This window comes from Mesonia profundi (assembly GCF_031085155.1).
Taxonomy (GTDB): domain Bacteria; phylum Bacteroidota; class Bacteroidia; order Flavobacteriales; family Flavobacteriaceae; genus Mesonia; species Mesonia profundi.
In genome coordinates, this window is record NZ_JAVHUL010000013.1 from 27,584 (window position 1) to 51,199 (window position 23,616).

28 protein-coding genes are annotated in these 23,616 nt (G+C 37.7%); 24 read left to right on the plus strand and 4 right to left on the minus strand.

All coding sequences use genetic code 11. The features are described from left to right. The first annotated feature begins 5 nt into the window (after positions 1-5). From RBU60_RS06480 to RBU60_RS06555, 16 genes are all read left to right on the plus strand, one after another. Entirely contained in the window at positions 6-1,265 is a 1,260-nt protein-coding gene (locus RBU60_RS06480; protein WP_027126748.1) for an efflux RND transporter periplasmic adaptor subunit, read from the plus strand. A 108-nt stretch (positions 1,266-1,373) separates the two neighbouring features. Beyond that, positions 1,374-1,712, plus strand: a complete 339-nt coding sequence (locus RBU60_RS06485) for a P-II family nitrogen regulator (RefSeq protein ID WP_027126747.1) — start codon at positions 1,374-1,376, stop codon at positions 1,710-1,712. A 15-nt stretch (positions 1,713-1,727) separates the two neighbouring features. Next, a complete protein-coding gene (locus RBU60_RS06490; protein WP_027126746.1) occupies positions 1,728-2,150 on the plus strand; it encodes a Fur family transcriptional regulator in 423 nt (140 codons plus the stop codon). Between the two features lie 44 nt (positions 2,151-2,194). Continuing rightward, positions 2,195-2,557 carry a SpoIIAA family protein gene (locus RBU60_RS06495; RefSeq protein ID WP_027126745.1) on the plus strand — a complete coding sequence of 121 codons (363 nt, stop codon included), beginning with the start codon at positions 2,195-2,197 and terminating at the stop codon, positions 2,555-2,557. Further along, positions 2,554-5,082 carry a heavy metal translocating P-type ATPase gene (locus tag RBU60_RS06500; RefSeq protein ID WP_247078327.1) on the plus strand — a complete coding sequence of 843 codons (2,529 nt, stop codon included), beginning with the start codon at positions 2,554-2,556 and terminating at the stop codon, positions 5,080-5,082. The genes RBU60_RS06495 and RBU60_RS06500 overlap by 4 nt, the downstream gene beginning before the upstream one ends. A gap of 37 nt (positions 5,083-5,119) precedes the next feature. Then, the gene (locus RBU60_RS06505; RefSeq protein ID WP_092132089.1) at positions 5,120-5,554 is read left to right on the plus strand and encodes a Fur family transcriptional regulator; all 435 of its coding nucleotides are present in this window, start codon (positions 5,120-5,122) and stop codon (positions 5,552-5,554) included. Between the two features lie 84 nt (positions 5,555-5,638). Next, positions 5,639-6,955 (plus strand): APC family permease, encoded by a 1,317-nt coding sequence (locus RBU60_RS06510; protein ID WP_308863937.1) that lies wholly within the window; start codon positions 5,639-5,641, stop codon positions 6,953-6,955. A 10-nt stretch (positions 6,956-6,965) separates the two neighbouring features. Further along, positions 6,966-7,142 (plus strand): hypothetical protein, encoded by a 177-nt coding sequence (locus RBU60_RS06515; RefSeq protein WP_308863938.1) that lies wholly within the window; start codon positions 6,966-6,968, stop codon positions 7,140-7,142. Positions 7,143-7,165: 23 nt separating this feature from the next. Next, positions 7,166-7,525, plus strand: a complete 360-nt coding sequence (locus RBU60_RS06520) for a SpoIIAA family protein (protein ID WP_308863939.1) — start codon at positions 7,166-7,168, stop codon at positions 7,523-7,525. A 24-nt stretch (positions 7,526-7,549) separates the two neighbouring features. Further along, complete coding sequence (locus RBU60_RS06525) at positions 7,550-7,801, plus strand: hypothetical protein (RefSeq protein ID WP_308863940.1); 252 nt, start codon at positions 7,550-7,552, stop codon at positions 7,799-7,801. A gap of 14 nt (positions 7,802-7,815) precedes the next feature. Next, positions 7,816-8,706, plus strand: a complete 891-nt coding sequence (locus tag RBU60_RS06530; RefSeq protein ID WP_274639548.1) for a cation diffusion facilitator family transporter — start codon at positions 7,816-7,818, stop codon at positions 8,704-8,706. Between the two features lie 51 nt (positions 8,707-8,757). Then, positions 8,758-10,716, plus strand: a complete 1,959-nt coding sequence (locus tag RBU60_RS06535; RefSeq protein WP_308863942.1) for a heavy metal translocating P-type ATPase — start codon at positions 8,758-8,760, stop codon at positions 10,714-10,716. 612 nt (positions 10,717-11,328) lie between these two features. After that, positions 11,329-12,180, plus strand: coding sequence for an RteC domain-containing protein (locus tag RBU60_RS06540; protein ID WP_117158433.1), 852 nt, complete (start codon positions 11,329-11,331; stop codon positions 12,178-12,180). A 275-nt stretch (positions 12,181-12,455) separates the two neighbouring features. Continuing rightward, complete coding sequence (locus RBU60_RS06545; RefSeq protein WP_076547100.1) at positions 12,456-12,740, plus strand: helix-turn-helix domain-containing protein; 285 nt, start codon at positions 12,456-12,458, stop codon at positions 12,738-12,740. A gap of 3 nt (positions 12,741-12,743) precedes the next feature. Further along, a complete protein-coding gene (locus tag RBU60_RS06550) occupies positions 12,744-13,496 on the plus strand; it encodes a hypothetical protein (RefSeq protein WP_076547099.1) in 753 nt (250 codons plus the stop codon). After that, positions 13,480-14,142 (plus strand): ATP-binding protein, encoded by a 663-nt coding sequence (locus RBU60_RS06555; RefSeq protein WP_308863943.1) that lies wholly within the window; start codon positions 13,480-13,482, stop codon positions 14,140-14,142. The genes RBU60_RS06550 and RBU60_RS06555 overlap by 17 nt, the downstream gene beginning before the upstream one ends. A gap of 64 nt (positions 14,143-14,206) precedes the next feature. On the opposite strand, the gene RBU60_RS06560 is transcribed toward RBU60_RS06555, so the two are convergent. From RBU60_RS06560 to RBU60_RS06575, 4 genes are all read right to left on the minus strand, one after another. After that, positions 14,207-14,413 (minus strand): GDCCVxC domain-containing (seleno)protein, encoded by a 207-nt coding sequence (locus RBU60_RS06560; protein WP_076547097.1) that lies wholly within the window; start codon positions 14,411-14,413, stop codon positions 14,207-14,209. After that, complete coding sequence (gene merTP, locus RBU60_RS06565) at positions 14,413-15,018, minus strand: mercuric transport protein MerTP (RefSeq protein WP_308863944.1); 606 nt, start codon at positions 15,016-15,018, stop codon at positions 14,413-14,415. The genes RBU60_RS06560 and merTP overlap by 1 nt, the downstream gene beginning before the upstream one ends. 11 nt (positions 15,019-15,029) lie before the next feature. Continuing rightward, positions 15,030-15,401, minus strand: coding sequence for an ArsR/SmtB family transcription factor (locus tag RBU60_RS06570; protein WP_178987135.1), 372 nt, complete (start codon positions 15,399-15,401; stop codon positions 15,030-15,032). 237 nt (positions 15,402-15,638) lie between these two features. Beyond that, a complete protein-coding gene (locus RBU60_RS06575) occupies positions 15,639-16,268 on the minus strand; it encodes an N-acetylmuramoyl-L-alanine amidase family protein (RefSeq protein ID WP_308863946.1) in 630 nt (209 codons plus the stop codon). A 189-nt stretch (positions 16,269-16,457) separates the two neighbouring features. Here RBU60_RS06575 and RBU60_RS06580 point away from each other — a divergent pair, with 189 nt between their 5' ends. The 8 genes from RBU60_RS06580 (at position 16,458) to RBU60_RS06620 (ending at position 23,610) form a co-directional block, all read left to right on the plus strand. Further along, positions 16,458-16,745 (plus strand): hypothetical protein, encoded by a 288-nt coding sequence (locus RBU60_RS06580; protein ID WP_308863947.1) that lies wholly within the window; start codon positions 16,458-16,460, stop codon positions 16,743-16,745. Between the two features lie 271 nt (positions 16,746-17,016). Then, positions 17,017-19,419 carry a TraG family conjugative transposon ATPase gene (locus tag RBU60_RS06590; protein WP_308863948.1) on the plus strand — a complete coding sequence of 801 codons (2,403 nt, stop codon included), beginning with the start codon at positions 17,017-17,019 and terminating at the stop codon, positions 19,417-19,419. Positions 19,420-19,423: 4 nt separating this feature from the next. After that, positions 19,424-20,005, plus strand: coding sequence for a conjugal transfer protein (locus tag RBU60_RS06595; protein WP_308863950.1), 582 nt, complete (start codon positions 19,424-19,426; stop codon positions 20,003-20,005). Positions 20,006-20,007: 2 nt separating this feature from the next. Further along, a complete protein-coding gene (locus tag RBU60_RS06600) occupies positions 20,008-20,850 on the plus strand; it encodes a hypothetical protein (protein ID WP_116769713.1) in 843 nt (280 codons plus the stop codon). Positions 20,851-20,870: 20 nt separating this feature from the next. Then, positions 20,871-21,485 (plus strand): conjugal transfer protein TraK, encoded by a 615-nt coding sequence (locus RBU60_RS06605; RefSeq protein ID WP_308863951.1) that lies wholly within the window; start codon positions 20,871-20,873, stop codon positions 21,483-21,485. Then, positions 21,475-22,404: a conjugative transposon protein TraM gene (gene traM, locus RBU60_RS06610; RefSeq protein WP_308863952.1), complete on the plus strand. Its 930-nt coding sequence runs from the start codon at positions 21,475-21,477 to the stop codon at positions 22,402-22,404. The genes RBU60_RS06605 and traM overlap by 11 nt, the downstream gene beginning before the upstream one ends. Next, a complete protein-coding gene (locus RBU60_RS06615) occupies positions 22,401-23,231 on the plus strand; it encodes a DUF4138 domain-containing protein (RefSeq protein ID WP_308863953.1) in 831 nt (276 codons plus the stop codon). The genes traM and RBU60_RS06615 overlap by 4 nt, the downstream gene beginning before the upstream one ends. A 7-nt stretch (positions 23,232-23,238) precedes the next feature. Next, complete coding sequence (locus RBU60_RS06620) at positions 23,239-23,610, plus strand: hypothetical protein (protein ID WP_308863954.1); 372 nt, start codon at positions 23,239-23,241, stop codon at positions 23,608-23,610. Positions 23,611-23,616 lie beyond the last annotated feature (6 nt).

The window sequence follows — 23,616 nt, forward strand, 5'->3', positions numbered from 1 at the left end:
GAGAAATGAAGAATATACTATTAGTTAGTACCGTATTATTTACACTTATGTTTATGAGTTGTAATGATGCCCAAAAATCTGAACTTGGACATAATGAAGCCGAAGGTGTATCAAAGACCAATGAAGTTGGAGAAGATGCACACGGCGAAGAAGGCCACGTTGAAGGAGAGGAAGAAGGTGGTCACAGCGAGGAAGAAGGCGTTGTAGAACTTACAAAGCAACAAGCTGAAACCATCGGTTTGGAAATGAAATCTTTGGAGGAACGGAATTTAGGGAACAACATTAAGGTAACAGGTACGCTGGAACTTTTCCCACAGGATAAGGCGAATATCAGTCCGTTTGTTGGTGGAAATGTGAGTTCCATAAAAGTAATACCTGGAGATAATGTAAGTAAAGGACAGGTATTGGCATATATAGAACACCCAGATATCATTGCAATGCAACAGGAATATCAGGAAAAAAATGACGAACTGGTCTTTTTGAAACAGGATTTTGAGCGCAAGCAGACTCTTTATGACAAAGGTGTTTCTTCTGGAAAGGAATTTCAGATGGCGCAGTCAAAATTTCGTTCCACAACATCCAGCGTCAATGGTTTGCGGTCCCAATTGAGACTGTTGGGCATTAATCCGGACAAAGTGGCTGAAGGCCAAATATATTCCGCTGTTCCCATTACCACACCCATAAGTGGCTATGTGGATGAAGTAATGATTAGCCTTGGCGATTACGTGGCGCAACAATCCAAAATGTTCTCAATAAGCGATAATTCAAAGATTTATGTCAACTTCAAAATATATGAGAAGGACATAAAGCAAATCAAGAAAGGACAACAGATATATTTTTCTACGGCCTCTCGTCCAGATGAACTGCTTAAAGCAACCGTTCGGTCTGTGGGTAAAACATTTAACACCGACCCAAAAGCTTTGGAAGTTCTGGCAGATATTGAAAACGAGGATAAAAACCTATTGCCGGGTATGTACGTGGAAGGGCGAATAGTGCAAGGTGAGAAAAAAGGTTTCGCCGTACCGGAAGCCGCCGTTATAAAAGAAGGCGAGCAATCCTTTATTTTTATTCTGGATGAAGATGGAGAAATGGAAGCGAACAAAATGAAATTTAAAATGATACCCGTAACGGTTGGTATTACTGATTTAGGCTTTGTTGAAGTCAATCTGCCTGCCGAAGTTTCAAAGGACGCCAAAGTTGTCATAAACGGAGCTTATAATCTCTCTTCGGAAATGGTTAAAGGCGAACTGGAACACGGACATTAATTCAATAATAATCAAAGATTTTGATTCCGGGTTTGTTTATCGTCTTAATTAGTTAGTTAAAAATTAGAAAACAGGCTCGGTTCAAAATTGATTTAAAATATTCATAATATGAAGGAAATAAAAGCATTTATAAAACCGAACCGAATCCAAAGAGTCATTGAAGCACTATCAGATAATGGATTTAAAAGTATGACCCTTTCACAAGCAGAAGGAACTGGCGCCTTTAAGTCAAAAGGTGCAAGACCGTCGTTGGATTTTCACGTGACAGATAGTCCAGTGGTTAAGTTGGAACTGGTCTGCCAAAATGAGGAAGCCCAAGTGGCCATTGAAACAATTATAGCCAACGCCAAAACCGACGGACCTGGAGATGGTATTATTTATATAGCAAATATTGAAGATGCCTTTCAGATTAAATCTGGAGATTCCTTAAAACGGTACGACCTATAAAACACTTTGTTGCAAATGGAAAAAATAGTCCAACTACTTGAAAGCAAAGGGATACGACCTACGGCTATGCGCCTAATGACTTATAAACGTTTGGTGGAATTAAAGGTAGCCATCAGTCTTGGCGATTTGGAAAAGGATTTTAAGGTCAGTGAAAGAAGCACCCTATTTAGGACTATGAAAGCGTTTGAAGAAAAAGGTATTGTGCATCAAATTGAGGATGGGACAGGTGTTATAAAATACGCCCTTTGCGAAGAAAATTGTGAGTGCGAGGTCGGCAACGACCTTCATTTACACTTTCATTGCAACAATTGTAATGAAACTGTCTGTTTAACAGAGCATAAAATCCCTCATATCAACTTACCTGATGGCTATATTACCGAGGATATCAACTTGGTGGTAAAGGGCATTTGCGAAAAATGCAGCGACAATCTGGATTAAACGTTTGGTTTTTAAATTCAATTATCATTTATAAATAGTGAGCAATGATAACAATCTATAAAAAAGAGGCTACTGTATATATGGTGGCAGAGAATAAGCTGGATGCCAAGGATTATGAAAACTTGATACCGGTCTTAACAGAACATATAACTGCATATCAGGAAGTTTCCTGGTACATTGAAATGCAAAATTTTGAAGGCTGGACGGTAAGTGCCTATTGGAAGGGCATTGAATTAAATCTTCCGAATGAAACGCATTTAAAGCGTGTTGCTTTAGTGGGTAGCGTTAAATGGCAGGAGCAATTTACCGAGGCATTGCTTCCTTTTTCAGAAGCTCATATAAAATTTTATAAGCCAGAAGAAAAAGACGATGCCAAAGAATGGATAAAAAAAAATAGTAAAAAATGAAAAAAATACAACTAAAAATTCCAGTTATCCTTCCGCAAGTTCCAAACGAAAAAGATACTTGTGTTGAGCGGCTTATAAAAGAATTACAGGCTAAAGAGGGCATCGAAAAAGTACACGTTGCCGATACAAAGGAAGATGACACACCACAGCTCTGTTTTCATTATGACCCCGATATCATTTCTATAGACCGCATTCAATCCCTCGCCGAACGGACTGGTGCTGAAATTACCGAAAAATACGGGCATTTGCTCATTGAGGTTAAAGGAATCAGACATACAAGACAGGCACGTTCCATAGAGAAAAGTCTTTTGGCAATCAATGGGGTTTTGGAGGCTTCCGTTTCGGCCTCTGGAATGGTGCGCCTTGAGTTTGATAAAAAGCAAACAAATTTTGATGAAATAAGTAAACAGATTGAAAAGGAAGACCTTCAGGTTAAGCGGAGTTCTTCAAACGAAAATAATTACACCGAAGCATCCAAAAAAAAACAGGAACGTTCAAAGAAGGAAGATACTAAAGAGCAAACTTCCACAGAGGGCCACGAGCACAAGGAGGGCGAGACCCACGAGGAAGGAGAAGAGCACGCCCACGGTGGGGTTTTCGGTAAAAATACGGAGCTTATTTTTTCCATTATCTGTGGGGCACTTCTCGGGATAGGTTTCGGGCTTTCTTATGTGGAATCCATCCCGGATTGGGTCAGTCTTACTTTGTACATTGGCGCGTACTTTTTCGGTGGTTTCTTTACGGCCAAGGAAGCGGTTCAAACTGTGGCCAAGGGTGGTTTTGAAATTGATTTTTTAATGCTGGTCGCTGCCATTGGTGCCGCCATTCTGGGAGAATGGGCAGAAGGTGCACTGTTGTTGTTTTTATTTAGCCTTGGGCACGCCTTGGAACATTACGCAATGAACAAAGCAAGAAAAAGCATTGCCGCGCTTGCAGACCTTGCACCAAAAACAGCCTTGCTTAAAAAAGATGGTAAGACTGTAGAAGTTGGGATTGAGAAATTGAGTATTGGCGATATTATAGTGGTCAAGCCCAATAGTAAAATATCCGCAGATGGCGTCGTGGTCAACGGAAAAAGTAGTGTAAACCAAGCACCAATTACTGGGGAAAGTGTACCTGTGGACAAAATCCCTGTGGAAGATAAGGACAGAAACTATTCGGCAGACGATGATATCAAGGATGAAAACCGTGTGTTTGCTGGAACTATCAACGGTAATAGTATGTTGGAAATTAAGGTAATCAAAGAAGCCAAAGACTCTACCCTGTCCCGATTGGTTAAACTGGTCAACGAGGCGCAGACCCAAAAGTCCCCCACACAGCTGTTGACCGATAAGTTTGAAAAATACTTTGTGCCATCCGTACTGATATTGGTTGGTGTCTTGCTCTTTGCCTTTCTGGTCATTGATGAACCGTTTAGTGCCAGCTTTTACCGTGCAATGGCGGTATTGGTAGCTGCAAGTCCCTGTGCTCTGGCCATTTCAACACCAAGTGCCGTATTGAGCGGTGTGGCGCGAGCAGCGCGTGGTGGTGTACTCATTAAAGGTGGGAGACCGCTGGAAGATTTGGGCGAATTGACCGCTTTGGCTTTTGATAAAACAGGCACGCTTACCGAAGGCAAGCCCAAACTTACCGAAGTAGTACCATTGGGGGATATTGAAGAAAATGAACTGTTAAAGATAGCCGTTGCCGTTGAAAACTTGAGCGACCACCCTTTGGCCAAAGCCGTCGTAAGGGATGGGAAAGAGCGTCTGAAAGGTACTGATATTATCGATGCGTCAGATTTGGAAGCAGTTCTCGGAAAAGGTATCAAAGCTTCTTTGGGCAAGGATAAAATCTATATTGGAAACCTTGACTTGTACGAAGACCTCGATGAAGCAAAACCATCCGAAGATATATCGAATAAAGTAAAAGAACTTGAAGGTGGTGGAAATACTACGATGCTCATAAGAAGGAACAAAGAATATATAGGTATCATCGCCCTGATGGACACCCCACGGGAAGCGGCCAAGGAAACACTGAAAAAATTAAAGGAAATCGGTATCAAGCGGATGATAATGCTAACCGGGGATAATCAAAAGGTTGCCGATGCCGTTGCTAAAGAAATTGGGTTGACCGATGCCTGGGGAAGCCTGTTGCCAGAGGAAAAAGTAGATGCCATTAAAAAATTAAAAGAACAGGAATCCAAAGTCGCAATGGTAGGCGACGGTGTGAACGATGCCCCTGCAATGGCAAACAGCACCGTAGGTATCGCAATGGGTGCAGCGGGCAGTGATGTGGCCTTGGAAACTGCGGACATTGCCCTAATGGCTGATAAACTGGAAACACTGCCCTTTGCCATAGGTTTGAGCAGGAAGGCAAAGGCCATTATCAAGCAAAACCTTTGGGTCAGCCTCGGTATTGTGGCATTGCTTATCCCATCGACCATTATGGGTTGGGCCAATATCGGTATTGCAGTGGTCATCCACGAAGGCTCAACATTACTTGTGGTTTTTAATGCGTTAAGGCTTTTGGCTTATAAGAAATAAATTTAATAAAAAGGGTTGCTTTTGAATCAAGGTTAAAATGACCAAAACGGAAAAAATATTATCATATCACGGTATTCGCCCTACTAAAATGAGGTCGAAGATATACAAGTTCCTGAAAAGGAAACAAAGTGCCGTGTCCTTTTCCGATTTGAAAAAGGCTTTTGTTCAAAAGAGCGAAACCAATAAAACAGCAAACAGAACTACCTTTTATCGCAACCTCAAAATTTTTGAGGATAAAAGGCTAATTCATCAGATTAATGATGGGGTCGGAGTGGCAAAATATGCGATTTCTGATGAAAACGCCAAAGTTAAATATGGTATAGATTTACATATGCACTTTCATTGCACCGATTGTAGGAGAACAATCTGTTTACCGAATAAGATATCGGAAGAAAGCTTGCCAGACGATTATGAAGTGAGCGATGTGAATCTGGTATTAAAGGGAATATGTGAAAAATGCAGGCAAAAATAACAGGTGGGAGTTCCAGAACTCTGAACCCTTGCGCCCAATGGTCAGGTTCAGGTTTCTTCCACCTTCTCTAACTTAAAAAATATTATGGTAGAACTAAAAAAATCCTTGGGTACGCTTCGACTTACGTTTTATGGTGTTGGCACAATTGTGGGCGCAGGAATCTATACCGTGATTGGCGCGGCAGCTGGACAGGCAGGAACCGATATTTGGTTGAGCTTTATTTTTGCGGCAGTTGCAGCCAGTATTTCTGCAATGTCTTATGCAGAATTATCATCTACCTACCCCAATGCAGGCGCAGAATTTATATTTGTAAGGAAAGCATTTCCAAAAATCGACATTCCTTCCTTTCTTACGGGTTGGACCGTTGCCTTCCATAGTTCGGCAACAATTGCAGCCGTACTATTGGCATTTTCGGGATATTTCAATACCTTTTTTGAAGTACCGGGATTATTGATAAGCTATGGTGTACTGCTGCTGCTTGCCCTGATAAGTGTTACAGGAATCAAGAAATCATCTACTGCTAATATTATAATGGTCAGTATTCAATTGTTAGGTTTGCTCATTCTTATCTTTATAGGCCTTAAAGAAACAGGCCTGCCAAAAGCTGAAATTTTTCAAATCAACTCATTCTCTGGAACACTTGCGGCTACGGCAACTTTGTTTTTTGTCTATACTGGCTTTGAACATATGGCATCTTTGGGTTCAGAAGTTAAAAATCCAGGAAAAACAATTCCTCGTGCCTTTTTGCTGACAATGGTAATTACCACTATCTTTTATTTACTCATTTCTTTTACGGTACTTAACATAGCTGACCCTTTAGCTATTTCAAAGGTAGATTCGCCATTGTCCTTGGCAGCATCGAATCTTAACTCTTGGCTACCAGTAGTTTTAGCAGTTGCAGCATTATTTGCTACAGCCAATGCTGCGTTTAGCGGTATCATTTCCATAAGTAGGTTATTATTCGGAATGGCAAGCGTGGGCGAACTTCCAAAATTTATGACTAAAGTAAATGCACAAAAAGTACCTTGGGTAACCACATTTGTGGTTATGGCTGCGGTCGCTTGTTTTTTACTGTTGGGCGATATTAAAATTGTAGCGGGTATGTCCTCTTTAGGCGCACTGCTTGTGTTTGTCGCCGTAAATATTGCACTCATTGTTTTACGTTTTAAAGAACCAACGCAGAACAGACCTTTCAGAGTGCCATTGTCCATTGGCAAAGTTCCAGTACTGCCCATTTTGGCCATATTAGTTAGCCTAACTCTAATTATTCAGTATGATGGATTGGTTTACGCTGCCTTTGTAGGAGCGATAATAGTGGGAATAATACTCGATTATTTTTTGGATAAAAGAGAAAAAAAAGATATAGACCCCAAAGAAGAAAACGAATTGTTTAACCATTAATACATTTTTTATGGACTGGACATTTGAAGAATTTAGAGCAGAGCTTGACACCCTTAACCCATCGGTAAGGAAAAAGGCCATCGAAATTGCGAAAGAATTAATCGAAAAGGAAGGCTTTTCAAGAGAAAAGGCCATCAAAAAAGCAGTTGTAAGGGCTGAAGAATGGTTTTACGATTTAGAAGGATAATAATTAATTAAAAACTTTATAAAATGTTACAAATAATCGAGTTAAAAGAAAAAAATATTGTTGTAACAAAAGCTTCGGGTAAATTGAGAAAAGAAGATATAGAAAAAATCCACCCACTTATCCACGCCATACTGGACAAGGGGATGAAGGTTCGTTGGTATTTTGAGATGGACAATTTTACGGGTTGGGACTTGCCTGGTTTATGGGAAGACCTGAAAATGGACACGGCCCACGCCAAGGACTATGAAAAAATAGCAATGGTAGGAGATAAAAAATGGCAGGAATGGATAACCCAATTTATGAAGCCTTTTACGAACGCCAAAATTAAGTATTTCAATATAGACCAAAAGGAAGATGCCAAAAGTTGGATTGAGAGCCAGTAAGCTTACTTCCATAAAAGACAGACGATGAATAAAAAAAATATTCTTATTACCATACTAATTGGTTTTGCCATAGGTGTTTTTATCCTTCAACCTTTTGGGATAACAATTTTCACGTTTAGCAGCCAGAATTATGAAATTAATTGGTGGGATTATTTAATAAATAATTTCATTGAAATTTTGAATATCAATGGGAATCAAATTTTCGAGAATATTCTGTTTGGACTATTAGGTGCCAGTTTGGCGCTGATGTATTTTGTAGGGATGAAAAGTAAATAGCTAAAGAAATGTTTATGCAAAGAAACCCAAATGCTATATCGAAAAAAGGATTGAAAACTACGCTTGTAGGTATAATAATCAGCGCATTTTTGGCTATAATAAAAGGTCTTGGAGGTGTTTTTGGCCATTCTTATGCATTGATTGCCGATGCCATTGAATCTGCTTCAGATGTATTAACTTCTGCAATGCTTTGGGCAGGTTTAAAATGGTCGTCTAAACCACCAGACGAAAACCATCCTTACGGTCACGGAAAGATTGAGGCACTGGTAGCGATAGGTATTGCGATAGCTTTGACGATTGCAGGAGGGATTATAGTGAGAGATAGCGTCATACACATTCTTGAGCCACATAAAAGTCCTGCACCCTATACATTGATTATTTTGGTTGTAGTGGTTGCTACGAAGGAACTCTTATACCGATACGTTCTCAAAACAGGAGATGAAATAAATAGTTCCGCAGTAAAGGCAGATGCCTTTCATCACAGGAGCGATGCCATAACTTCAATCGCTGCTTTTATTGGTATATCCATTGCTCTAATTGGTGGAAAAGGTTTTGAGATTGCGGATGATTTTGCAGCCCTTATTGCTGCTGTATTTATTTTTTATAATGCGTATAAAATTGGAAGGTCTTCCATAGGCGAATTATTGGACGAAGCCATAGAGCCAGAACTTTGCGAAAAAGTTACTGCGGTGGCTGAAGCATTTCCAGATGTTGTAAGAATAGAACGTTGCTATTCTCGAAAAATGGGGACAGCATTTCATATTGATATGCATATGTGGGTAGATGGCAATAAGACAGTAACGGAAGGTCACGCCATTGCTCACGAGGTTAAAAATAACTTATTTAAAAACTTTTCACAATTGATTGATGTCCATATCCACATAGAACCTGCCGAAGATAAATAATAGCACTTCCATTGTATTTTACGCCATATTTGAATTAAAGATTAGTAAAGAATGAAAAAAAAGAAACTGAATTTAAGAGATTTGAATAAAACTTCATCAGATACTCACAAGCGCAATGATGGCCACAACCATAGCAGTCCAGAAAGCATAGGGAAATTTAAAATTTATGTACCAGCAATTTTCAGCTTTGTAATGCTGATTATTGGTATTGCGATGGATTATTTTGACGTAGCATTTTTTAAAGATTGGATACGTATCGTCTGGTATGCAGTCGCATACCTTCCAGTAGGTTTTCCTGTAATAAAGGAAGGTTGGAAAAGCATCAAAAATGGCGATTTTTTTACCGAGTTTTTATTGATGTCCATCGCAACCATAGGTGCATTCGCCATTGGCGAATATCCCGAAGGTGTGGCAGTAATGTTATTTTATGCGGTAGGCGAATTGTTCCAAAGTGCCGCCGTTAAAAAAGCCAAGGGAAGCATCAAGGCATTATTGGATGTACGACCTAATGAAGCCTTGGTCTATAGGAACAACAATTATGTGTCTGTAAATCCCGAAATTGTTCAAATTGGCGAAAAAGTACAAGTTCGTGTAGGCGAAAAAATCCCTTTGGATGGTGTTTTATTGTCCGAAAAAGGCTCATTCAATACAGCAGCCTTAACAGGCGAAAGCAAACCTGATACCATTGCAAAAGGAGAAAAAGTTTTTGCAGGAAGCATCAATTTGGATGGCGTTATTGAAATCGAGACTACCAAAGAATTTAAGGATAGTTCCATTGCAAGAATTCTTGATATGGTGCAAAACGCCACAGCACGGAAATCAAAAACCGAATTGTTCATTAGAAAGTTCGCAAGAATCTATACACCAATCGTTGTCTTTCTCGCGATTGGATTAACGTTTATACCCTACTTTTTTGTGGACGATTATGTCTTTAGCGATTGGTTGTACAGAGCATTGATTTTCTTGGTTATTTCCTGTCCGTGTGCTTTGGTTATCTCTATTCCGTTGGGCTATTTTGGTGGATTGGGAGCAGCTTCAAAAAACGGGATTTTGTTCAAAGGCGCATCTTATTTGGATGAAATGACAAAGGTTAATACCGTTGTTATGGACAAAACAGGAACCGTGACCAAAGGTGTTTTTAAAATCAAAGAAATAAAAGCCATTGGTTGGAAAGAACCTGAATTTATGAAATACCTAATGGCGATGGAAGAACAATCCACTCATCCCATTGCCAAGGCAATTATGGAATATAAAGCCGATGGCGAAGATTTTCAAGCTACCAAAGTAACTGAAATAGCAGGAAAAGGCTTAAAAGGAACAGTAAACGGCAAAACCGTATTGGTTGGGAATAAAGCATTGATGATTTCAAACAATATCGAAGTTCTATCTGAAACCGACAGCATTGTAGAATCTATCGTGATGGTTTCCATTGAAGGCAAATTTGCAGGCTATGTAATCATTGCAGATGAGTTAAAGGATGATGCACACGAAGCCATTAAACAAATTCGGGAATCTGGTATTTCAAAAATCATAATGCTTTCGGGCGATAAGGATTCCATTACGCAACAAGTCGCAAAAGAAATGGGCATTGATACCGCAAAAGGCGGATTGTTGCCAGAAGATAAATTGAACGAAGTCGAAAAGCTGATGTCCGAAAATGACGGAAGAGTAGCCTTTATTGGAGACGGTATAAACGATGCACCAGTATTGGCAGCAAGTGATGTAGGTATTGCAATGGGTGGTTTAGGTAGCGATGTCGCCATTGAGACCGCAGATGTTATAATACAAACAGACCAACCGAGCAAAATTGCAAAAGCTATTAAAATAGGTCGTTCAACCAGACGTATTGTATATCAAAATATTGCGCTTGCTTTTGGAGTAAAAGCTGTGGTACTTGTTTTGGGTGCTGGCGGTCTGGCGACAATGTGGGAAGCTGTATTTGCGGATGTGGGAGTGGCTTTGTTGGCTATTTTAAACGCTGTGCGATTGCAGAAGATGAAATGGAAATAATCAAAAACGATGTATCAAAAACAGAGAAATAAAAGAAATAAGAAAGTTAAAAAATCATCGAATAACAAAATCACAAAAAAAGATAAGTTCAATGGGATTCTTGCAATAATCTTTGTGGTAATAGCTGCATTACTATTATACTATTTTGTACTAAAAGGGAATATTCATAAGCATTGATTAAGTGCGAGAATTTAATGTTCCAAGTGGTTTGTGGGATTACAGCATATAAAGTGGAAGTGATTGGTTGGTTGGTTCATAGCAAAAATGATATTCTATGTTAGAAAATAGACGAGATAGACGAAAAAAAAAAGACAATAAAGTACCAGCTGTAAAAAATAGCATTACCAAAAAAGATAAAATAATTTGGATTGGTATTCTAATCGTTGTTATCCTGTTAATCTGCTTTGTACTGTTCTTGCAGTTCCTAAAGTATTTTATATCTGTTTAAGTGATTAATAAAAATTAAAGAAAATATTTAGCATAGCTATAAAATATGCAAGAGTTGTGAAGGATAAATTGACTGGTTTTAACTTTCCCAATTTAACGTTACTTATAATTTTGAATGCAACGTTTTTGCAAAATATGAAACGGTAATAATGATACCGAAAATAAATGACAACAAATTACGACGACATATTAAAAAAATTAGACTCTGAATTAAATGTTCTTGAAATAGAAGAAGAAGATATTTTAGTGAGAGCTGAAAAAGGGATTAAACTTGCAAAGCAAACCCTTAAGAAAGTTAGAAGTATCATAGTTGACTATGAATTTAAAACCAAATCAGAGGAAATACATTTCTTTAAATGTACTAAACCGAAAATTTATAGCAAACTCATCTATTATGTAAAACTATTTAATATTGAAGGTAAAAGACCGAGGGGAAGTAATAAATCTCAAGTAAAATATTTGAACAATTATATTGAAAAACTTCAAACTTATTTTAACGACAATCTCGATTTTTACCATTATTACCGTAGGGAAGCAACTGTATTTGATGAACAATATTTTTTGAGAGGCAAGGCAGATATTCGGTTATTCCCGGATTCATTTCACTTTTTTGTAGATGAACAATTTGCAACAAGCCACGATAGTACCGTAGCCACAATTTTAGCCTACGACCTTTTGATTGTACACTTAAAACGGGAAATTGATAAATTGGAAAATAATGGAAATTATGCAAGTTTAAGATTGTTACAAAGTAAAACCAAAATTACCTGGACAGCCCACAAAATATATTTAATTGAACTGATATACGCTTTGCACAGCACAGATGTCATAAATAATGGTACTGTTGACATTAAAGATATTGCCTATTTTGTTGAAAAAACGTTTAAAGTGGACTTGGGCGATTATTACAGAGCTTTTCTGGAAATACGAATGCGTAAAAATGGTAGAACCAAATTTTTGGATATACTGAAAAAGCAGTTGACCAAAAGGATGGATGATACTGATAACATAAAATAAAACACCCAAGATGCTTCAACTTGGGTGTTTCTCGTTTTGAGGGAAAAATCATTTTTTTTGGTGGTTTTTAGATGTGGTATTTTTTGGGAAAGTACCAAAACCCTCTATTGTATTACATTGAAAATGAGAGAGAAAAAATACCCAAGTAGCCGCATCTTGTGAATAAAATCCATCAAACTATCTCAATTTTGTAGAACGAAAGTCAAATCAGGTCAGAGGCTATCAAATTACTTGACAGCGATGCGATAGTCTCTTACTATTAAAACCGTTCTATTATGCCGACATCAATAATTACTACAGACGACCTTCGGGAATTCAAAATGGAATTGCTCGATGACATCAAAAACCTTCTTTCCAAGCAAGCTACTGGAAAACTGAAGAAATATCTTAAATCTTCCGAGGTTATGGATTTACTACAAGTAAGTCCAGGAACACTTCAAAATCTGCGTATCAATGGTACGTTGCCCTACACAAAAGTTGGCGGAATCATTTACTATGATGCAGAGGAAATCCAAAATGTGATGAACGCCAACCGCGTTCAACACAGCATAAATTCTTAAGCGATGAACTATATAAAGCTACTCAATGCGGCTTTTTCAACGTTCTATTTTGATGACCGCCTCAATCCCACGCACATAACCCTGTATATGGCATTATTTCAAGAATGGAATAGTAGCCGATTTGCGGACGAATTTTATGTGAACCGCAGAGATTTAATGAGGGCTGCCAAAATTGGTTCTAAATCAACCTATCACAGATGCGTTACGGATTTGGACTCTTGGAATTATCTATCATACTTCCCTTCCAACAATCCTTACAAAGGCAGTAAAATCAAGATGGCCATAATTGGGACAAGTGATGAGCCTGATGTGGGACGGTACAGTCCCATATTAGAACAACTTGCGGGACACTACCATCCCAGAAATGAACCAGTAGTGTACCAACACCATACCACAAATGGACAAGTAATGGACTCGCACCGTCCCGTGAGTGGACAAGCATTGGTATCTACTATAAACAATACCAAACAAGTAAACAATATAAAACAACCAAAGGGCAGGCAGGCCGTTTTTATTTTTTTTGAAGAAAAAGGTTTTGATGCTGATGAAGGAAAAAAATTCTTCGACCACTACGAATCGAACGATTGGAAAACAAGCGACGGAAAACCGATACGAGATTGGCAAGCTTTGGCTAAAAACTGGATGGACAGAACTGAATTATTCAATGAGGAAAACAAACCAAACACAAAGCAACCGTCCCATATTAAGGACAACTTGCGTACCACTAAAAACAAAGATTATGGACAACCCCTCTAAAATTACCGAAGGTGGCGTGGAATATTCGCTTGGAAAGTTTGATGGTAAAAGCGTGTTATACGATTTTGATAAAATCCTGATTTATTTGGATGCAAAGGGAAAGTTGCTCTTTGGCAAACAATTTAGAATCTATGATGAGGACACGGTTATCATCCGCAAACTATGTCACTATTTCATCAAGGACAAAGAAAATTGCCTGAAAGATGATATCGACACTAACAAGGGTATTCTTTTATCCGGGCTTGTGGGATGTGGAAAGACCACTTTGATGAAACTATTGCGATATATCGTGCCAATGCAACGACCTTATGAAATGATTCCGTGCAGGAATGTTGCTTTTAGCTTTAACCATCTAGGCTTTAAAACCATTGAGGATTATGGCAGCACCAAATTCTACTGCTTTGATGATTTAGGCATTGAACCTGCAGGACGATTCTATGGTAAAGATTTGAATGTGATGGGCGAAGTATTACTTTCCCGATACGAACTTTACCTTGAGACCAAACACAAAGTCAAAACCCACGCTACTACAAACCTAAATGCTGAAGAACTGGAAGAACGGTATGGAAACCGTGTTCGTAGTAGAATGCGCGAACTGTTTAATTTGATTGCTTTTGATACAAAAGCTGGGGATAAGCGGAAGTAAATTTTAGAATACTATTTTTCAAATTGGCGCTTGTTTAATGGATGGTCATTTAAAACCTATTTACTTAACAACAACTGTTGTTTTCTTGAATTGGTGGACAAGAAACTGTCCCATAACTGCAATAAACACAGCAATCCCCTTCATTTGGTTTTAGAACCGTTTTACAATTCTCACATTCGTAGAAAAACTGACAAGCTTTTGTTGGCATATCCTCTACTTTTTTATGTCCGCAGTTTGGGCAGGTAATTTCTGATTTTAATTGGACTTCCATTAGTTTTCTTCTTTGTAGGTTACTTTATAGCCTGTAGAATTAATTGCTTTTTCTATATCCTCTTTAGTAGTTTTCGAATTATCGAATTCTACTTTTGCGTTAGCTTTTTCATAGGAAGCATTTACATTTACAATACCCTCTAATTCATTAACAGCGTGCGTAATGTGTTGTTCGCAAGAAGCACAAGTCATCCCTTTTACATCAAAATTTACCGTTTGAATATTGGATTGATTCACTATAACCACTTCTTTTTTATTAACTGGATAAAAAATATGAGAGTAGTATGGAAAGCTTATTGAGATAGCCGCAAATAATGTAATTCCTATTAAAAACCCTTTAGTTTGAAACCACTTTGGCTTTGCATCTATTTCACAGCAATCATCTGCTTTTTTAGGTTTTAGATAATCATACCACGCATAACCAATTGCTATGATAGCGACACCAATTAAATAGGGTCTAAAAGGTTCCATCCAAGATAAAGCGGATGCACTCCCTCCAATTCCAGCAATTAATGCGATAACTGGTGGAATACAACAGGATGATGCGGCTACAGCAGCAAACAAACCTGTGTAGGCTACATTTTTTGAGGTTCTTTCTGTGTTCATTGTTATAAAATTTATGCTATTTTTCTTTCTAATTTGATTGACTTAAAAATACTATTCAGAATATCCGTCTCATCCTCGTTCAATGAATAGTATAAGGTTTGCCCTTCTCTCCTTGAGCTTATAATACCTGCATCTTTCATTTTTCGTATATGCTGTGAAACTGCTGGCACACTCATACCTAAAATATCAGATAAATCGCAAGGACATAGTTCATTTTCCATATTTAATAAGAATAGGATTTTTAAGCGCACCTCATTACCTGAAATGGATAGTAGTTTCGATATTTTATCGAAACCATTAGCCATACCGTCAATGGTAGTTCTACAGTTTAGTAACTGCTTATGGTCAGCCTCAGCTCTTGTACAGGATATTTCTAGTTTCATATTAATGCTTTAGACGAGCAAAGATTCAGTTAATTACTTATTTAAGCAAATACTTAAATATTAAATTCTATTCTGCTCTAACTTTTAGTTGGTTGTCTTAAATAAGATAGCGGGTGTTATGCGGAAATAATCTAATTTCTGAAAGACTTATATAAGAAAATCACTTCAGAAATAAATTGGATTACAATCGCTTTTAAACTCTTTGTTAATTCTAAAAATAGGTCTTTCATAATAGTATTAGTTTTGTATAGATAACAAAATGGCTGTGGCAATCAATTGGATATTGTTAGAATTTGAAATATACTTGCCTTCATCTTTATTACTCAAAAACCCTAATTCTATAAGCACAGAAGTGCAAACATCAACCGTTTCTCGAAGTACCTGAAAATTCGCGAACTTGACACCTCTACTTTCATATCCCAATTCTTTATTGAGTACGGCTTGCACTTGAAAAGCAAACCAAGTAGAATCATCTGAATATTTGGATTCTGCATTTGTCACGTAAACTTCAACACCCCTAGCATTCGGATTATCCGAATGATTACAATGCAAAGACACAAACAAATCAGCTTTTAGAAGCTGAGCAAGTTTGGTTCTATCCGATAATGAAATAAGTGTGTCTTTATACCTGGTCAAATAAATATCCAGAGGCTTATCCAATTCGTTATTTAGCTTTAAAATCTCATTTACAATATCAAGTACAACATCTTTTTCTTGGATACCATTTACACCTATCGCACCAGAATCTTTTCCACCGTGTCCAACATCAATAATTATTCTTTTTTGAATGGCTGTTTCCTGTCCAAAAATGATACAGATTTTTAAGAGCAAAATCACAAAACTGACGTTTTTGAGCACTTTTTTCATTTTCAATTTTCGGGTTATCAACAACTTCACTTCAAAATTCCATAGGATTTGATGTCAAATAATAGCAACGGAATTCAATCAACATCAAATAATATTTTATTCACAAATATTTGATTTTCAGTTATTTATGTTCAAATATATGTAAATTTCCAATAACGAAAATGAACTAAAAATTTAAACTTTTCCGATATGAAAAAATCACTCTATTTAGCATCCATTCTTTCGCTCTTATCCACTTCGCTTTTTGCTCAAATTGGTGGCATTGAAGATTCCGTTAATGATGTTGGCGACACTATCCGAACTATTTTTCCAATACTACTCGGTGTAATCTTCCTTGTAGGTTTCCTGTTCAACGCAGGACATTTTTTTGGGGAAAATGCAGATTTAAAAAAGGGGATTACCCGAGTTTTAGTATTTGTATTGATTGCAGGTGCAGTAGTCGGAATCTTTACTTACCTAATAGGAATCGTTGTATAAATGAAACGGTTCGAGGTCTATAAAAACATCAGGAAAAGGGCGGTCATTTTTGGACTGCCTATTTCCCTGTTTGCCTTGATGATGGTATCCATTTTGGCTTCTTTGCTTATCATCATTTTCTCTTTCAGCTTTGGGATAATAATAGGTGTGTTGGTTTTCAATGCTTCCCTCTATGTGGCGCTGACACGGATAGCCCACAATCCACAGCTTTTCCAAATGGCAAAGGCATTTCCGCAAATCATTAGTAACAAAAGAAACTCTGGCTTCGATTATGAACAAGATTAACCTTTCGTCATATCAACCCATTGTAGATATTCAGAACAATATCGTATTTGCCAATAATGGCAACGTAGTCTTGTGCTATAAAGGAAATTTACCGGAAATCTATTCGCTTTCAGAAAAGGATTTTGAAGATATGCACGGTGCTTGGTTTCAGGCTTTGAAGTCGCTGCCTGTGGGAACCGTGGTTCACAAACAGGATATATACCTGAAGAAATCTTATACTTCGGAACAACTTCCGAATACAACTTTTCTCGAAAAAGCTACTCACAAGCATTTTAAAGGGCGTGGACATATTGAGCACAAATGTTATTTATTCTTCATCTTGACCAAAAACAAGGCGCTTAACAACTCGAAATACGTCAATCCCTTCAGAAAAGTTTCAAAGGGAATCGTACAGGAACTGGATGACAATATTAAGAGTTTCGCCAACTCGGTAAGCGATTCGGTTTCCTTCATCAACAATAGCCGAAAGATGGATTTTGTTTCGCTTAAAGCCAAAGAAATACAGCACCTCACAAACAGTTACTTCAACGGTTTTAATGAAGGCTATGATACCGATATTTTACTGGACAAAAAAAGCGTCAATATTGGCGAAAACCATTTTGATGCCCTTGCCATCAATAGCGAACTGTGCTTTGGCGAAAGTGTACAGAGTAGCAAAACCAATGAGAAATTCACTTCTGACGATTTTGTGTTTCATCAAGGGTTTGTTGATGGCTTAGGGCTTACGCTTAATGAAAATCATATTGTTAATCAGATTATTTATTTGGACGACAAACAAAAGTGGCGCAAACTACTGGATAAGAAGATTGAAGAACTCAACAAGAGTTCCAATTTCGGTTCACAGAACAAAGTGGTTCTGGGGAAAATCCAACACATCCTTGACCAAATCAATGCCGATGATAATGCCAGAATCATTCGTGGTCATTTTAACATAGTGTATTGGGCAAAGGAAGCCAAAGAGCTTGACAAGATAACTTCAAAAATCAAGACTGAATTTAAAGAATTGGATATCATCCCTTATTATCCAAGAGGCGAAGAACGTAAAAATTATATACTGAACAGTTACTGTTGCTTCTCGTCCAATTTCTCAAACAACGATTTATACGTAACCGATTTAAAACACGCACTTTGCCTGTTTATCAATAATACCAATTATAAAAGCGATAACACCGGAATCATCTTTAATGACCGTGAGCATAACATTCCTGTACTGAAGGATGTCTGGGATGAAAAGAAGAAACGCATCAAGGCACGAAACTTTGCCATTTTTGCACCAACTGGCGAGGGCAAATCCTTTTTGGCCAATAACATTCTACGTCAATATTTTGAAAGTGGCGTTCGTTTGGTTATTATCGACTTGGGTGGTTCATACACCAAATTCGCCAAACTTTATCCTGAAAAATATACGGTGCTGCGCTACGAAAGCGGAAAGAACTTAGGCATCAATCCATTTTACATAAGTGATACAAATGACCTCACACCGGAACGTTTGGAAGACTTATCGGTGTTCCTGTTTGAACTCTTTGCTTCAGATTTAAAAGTTACAAAAGCCCAATCGGTATCAGTTAAAAAGATACTTCGCCACTATTACGATAGTACTTCTGAAAATCACTCGTTAGATGGTTTTTACAGCTTTATAGAAAGGAATCAGAAAGACCTTCTGGACACCTTAAAAATCCATCCCGACTACTTCAATGTCACGAGCTTTTTGCACGTAATGTCTGAATACGTCGGTGATGGTCTATATAGTTTTCTGTTTGAAGTAAGCGAAGACCAGACCTACAAGATTGAGGACAAACGATTGATTGTTTTTGAACTGGATGAAGTAAAAGACAATAAGGAAATTTTGTCCGTAATGTTGAAGCTGATTAAGTCAGCCATCCAAAGAACCATTTGGAAAAATAGGGCTGAAAAAGGTATCATCCTTTTCGACGAGTTTGCCAAGCAACTGAAGTTTGAAAATGTTCTGGAAAGCGTAGAATTTTACTATCAAGCCATACGTAAACAAAACGGTGCGATTGGGATTATTCTACAATCCATTAATCAATTGCCTAACAATTCAACTTCAGCCAGCATATTGGAAAATACGCAGGTCATTTACAGCCTTAACAATGAAAAAGGTTATGACGAACTGGTTAAAAGACTCAACCTTTCAAGCCACGATTTAAACCAATTAAAGTCCATCAAAAACAACCTTTCCGGACCACGGAAGTACACCGAAATGTTTATTAAAATCGGTAGGGAAAGTAACATATTCCGTCTTGAAGTTCCGAAGGAAGTATATGCAGCTTACCTGACCGATGGACAGGAAAACGAAGAGATAATGAAGCTCTACAACGAGCATAACGATATGCAAAAAGCAATAATTCAATTCACATCTAAAACATAATATTATGAAGACAAAAATCAAAATTTTAGTAATGACAGTAGCCTTGACCTTATTTATGTCGGGAAATGCTACCGCACAAGGAATGCCCACTTATGACAATACCAATTTTATCAGTTTGGTAAAACAACTATTGGAATCAGGTAAACAGACCGCTCAAATGATTAAGTCTGTAAAATTCCTAAAGGATGCTAAAGAAGCCATCGAGCAAGTATCAAGCGTAGTTCAACAACTCAACGCTGTCCAAGAAATTGCAGACAACAATCAGCGCCTTATCAATGTAATGCAAAATGATTTACAGGACATTTTAAACTCGCCCTACATCAAACCCAATGAAGTTTCAAGAGTTATGGAATCGTTCGATGCAATAGTCCAAAACTCATTAGAAACGGTAGATTTTATTGATGAAGTTTTATCCAGCGATTATCTAAAAATGAGCGACGCCGAACGTGCCGAAATACTCAAAGTTAAAGAGCAAGAATCGAAACAAATGGTTTCTACCATTACCACTAAAACAAAACGGTATCGAGATATTATTTCTTTCAGAAAAATGCAGGATAAAGTAAATAACCGAGAAACAGATTACTAAAAATGACCGCAACTATACTTTTAGGGATTGGGTTGGAATACATCGATGCGGTATTCCAGACCATACAGAGCAGCAACTTCTCGCAATACACTATTGCCGGAATGAAAACGCTCGCTGTCCTATTTTTTTTGGTTAACATCCTGAAAAAGTACAATGAAGGTGTTGCGGATAAAGACGGTTATACTTGGGGATTGAGCCCAGGGGACTTGATGAAGAATTTTGCCATTGTCATATTAGTAATTTTCTCAACGCAGGTGTTAGGGTTCTTTGATGGGATATTGGTAGCCATCGAAGGGCAGTATAGGGGCACAGCACCTGCGTTATTACCATTACAAATGCAGGACATTCCTTTAGAGGAAGACGTAAGTCTTTTTGATGCTGCAAGCTCAGCAATGACCCTTTTATACGAAGCTTTAGTAACACCATTGTATGGGTTTAAGATATTGGCATTTATTCTAAGCACTATACTTTGGATTCTTGACCTATTCATTTATCCGTTGTTTTTGGCAGAGCGTTTTTTCCTTTTAGGGATAATGCAAGCGTTCTTCCCTTTGGTCATTAGCCTTGCTGTTTTTGAAAAGTTCCGTTCGCTTGCTTATACATTCTTCAAGTTGTATGCTGCTGTATATATGTTAGTGCCGGCATTCTTTTTAGTCAATGTATTTGTTAACGCTATTTATACGGAAATCAACACCAATTTCTGGGTCAACTTATTTGGTACCGATACAGGTCAAGGCTTTTTTGCGCCTGTTGTTCAATTAGGTTCTGTTGCATTTATTGTTTTCCTGAAATTCAAATTGTACAAACGAGCAACGTCCTTTACGCTCAGATTGTTTACTGCCTAAGGCAGATTAAAAATAAGAATATGAAAACACCATACAAGAATATTTATAACGTCCTAAAATTGAATCGGTTTATCGTTTTGGCAGTTGTTGTCTGTGCCTTACTGTCCAGTACCTTTTCAGTTTGGATGGTATTCAATACAAATCAAAAAGCGCTCAATAGTGCTTTTGCAATCAATACAGATGGCAGTATAATTCCCCTGAAGCTCGTAACTCAAAAAGAGAATTTTAGAGTCGAAGCTCTGGCACATTTAGAACTGTTCCACAACTACTTCTATAACATCGATGCCAGTAACTATGAAAGGAATTTGGAAAAAGCACTTTGGTTAGGCAATAGTTCTGTGGACAATCTTTACCGCCAGAAAAAAGCCGATGGTGTTTACAACAGGTTGCTTCAGTATTCATTGGTTCAAAAAGTATTGAGTATTGACTCAAGGATAAACGAAAATAATGGCTCGTATAGTTTTACAACCACCACCATTTTTGAAATTAACAGAGGTTCAATAATTGACACCTACGAACTGTTTTCAACTGGAAACCTGATTATGGTTGACCGAAACTTTCCCAACAATCCGCACGGACTTCTAATTACAAATTACTTCGAGAACACTTTAAAAAAACTAAACGATGAAAGTTGAAAAGAATAAAATAGTATTCGCTGCCGTATTGGCTGTGATTTTCATATTCCTGATTTCCTATTCTGTAATGGTATTGGGCGATGATGATACTGAAACTGAAAACCTAAAACAGACCTTAGTGCCTGATTTAGAGGAAAACCAAAAAGAATACGACTCTAAACTGGATGCTATAAATGACTTAAAGAAAGTTCGTGAAAATAACGCGCCCAGCATTTACGATGAAAAGCTCATTGATTCCTTGGGATTCTACGACCCAGATTTACCAGAACGCGAAAAAGAGCGTATTGTAGATAGCATCTATGAAGCTGGCAAAATTCAATATACATCGAAACGATACCAAAACTTAGGACAGAAAAGAACTGTTCGCAAAGCGGTATCAAAAATTGATTCTACTGAGGTAAAAAGAGAACAAAATATTGAAGCTAAAGAATTGGGCTTAGAACATCAATTGTTCTTTGCTGCTTCGCCAAAACCCAACGAGTTTTCAATCATCGGTAATACTGATGATATAATTTACGTAGTAGTAGATGGCGACCAAATAGTCAAAGCGAATACCAGATTGCGAATGCGCCTTACCAAAACAGCTACGATTAATGGTAAAGAAATGCCTAAGAACACACCCATTTTCGGTTTTATAAGCTTTCAGCCGAATCGTGCACTCATTGAAATTGAAAACATTAAGCATCATCCTACAAAACTCAAAGCTTTTGATTTGTCAGATGGTAGTGAAGGTATTTATGTACAGAACAATTTTCGAGCAGAAGCCACCACCGAAGTCTTGGACGATATTATTGGCGATATCAACATTCCTACCGTACCACAAGTTGGTGGTATATCCAAAGTACTCAGACGTAACAACCGAAACGTAAAAGTTACGGTATTGAATAATTATAAATTAATTCTAAAACCTAAATTATGAGAGCAACAATTTTAATATTTGCGATACTGATTTCCGCTTTCGCGAAAGCGCAAACAACTACAGTTCTCGATACCATATATGCCAACGACACCAAAAACGTTGCATTATTCTTCCCTGAACCTATTCGGCAAGGTATAACCGGTTCAGATAATTTTGTTTTTACCTACAACCGTGAAAAAGAACAGTATTTTGGACTTCTTCAAGCAAAGCCTGGCAAAGAAAGTAATCTACTGGTAGTCAATAGAAATGGTTCAATTTTTTCGTATATTGTAAGATATAAAAAACAGCTATCTAAGCTCAATTATTTCATTCCGTTATCTAATAGTATCGGAAATGAGAAACCAATTAAGGTCGATTCGATACTTGCTGAATCTTCTGAAGAACGTGTAGATAATAGAACGTATTACTATCAAAAATTCTGCTCGTATCTTCTTAACAGAAACCAGCGTATCGGTCGGATTAAGAAGCGAACGCAAGGCATTGTCTTGACTGTTGAAAATGTTGTTTTTGATAAGGAAGAACTCTACTTCGTTATCCAGATTGAGAATAATTCTACTTTGGATTACGATTTGAATTTCTTAAACCTTTCGATTGAAACAAGACAAAAAGGGAAAAGAAAATCGTTGCAACGCCTGTATCAAGAACCAACGTACAAACACAATCTGCCTTCAAAAATTGCAGAAAGTGAAACTGTGCGCTTCGTTTATGTATTGCCCAAATTTTCATTATCTAATGACCGTAGGGCGATTTTAGAATTGAATGAAAAGGATGGCGAACGAAATATTGAAATGAAACTATCACATAGATATATTAACAACCCAAATTAATACTGTTATGAAAAAAATTGTCGTTTTCTCGCTCGTACTGCTGTTCCTTTCTTGTGCCGATTCTGATACTAAAGTTTCGGGACCAAGTGCCACAGCCCAAATCGTCATCGAAAGCTTTTATGAAAAAGATGAGGAAGCTTTAAAAGCCAACTCAACACCACAGGCATATTCTAATTATATGAATACTATAAATATGTTCAATGCGACGGTAAAGGATGATTCAAACTTTACAGTTTTGCAGGATACGATTATGGGTGACGTGGCTTGGGTAAAATATACTACAGCCTATGATAAGACACCGGGCCTTTTTAAACTGGTTAAGCAAAATGGCAGATGGTTGGCGGATGCGAGAGGCTCAAAGGATAAATCGCCTTTTTAGCTTATA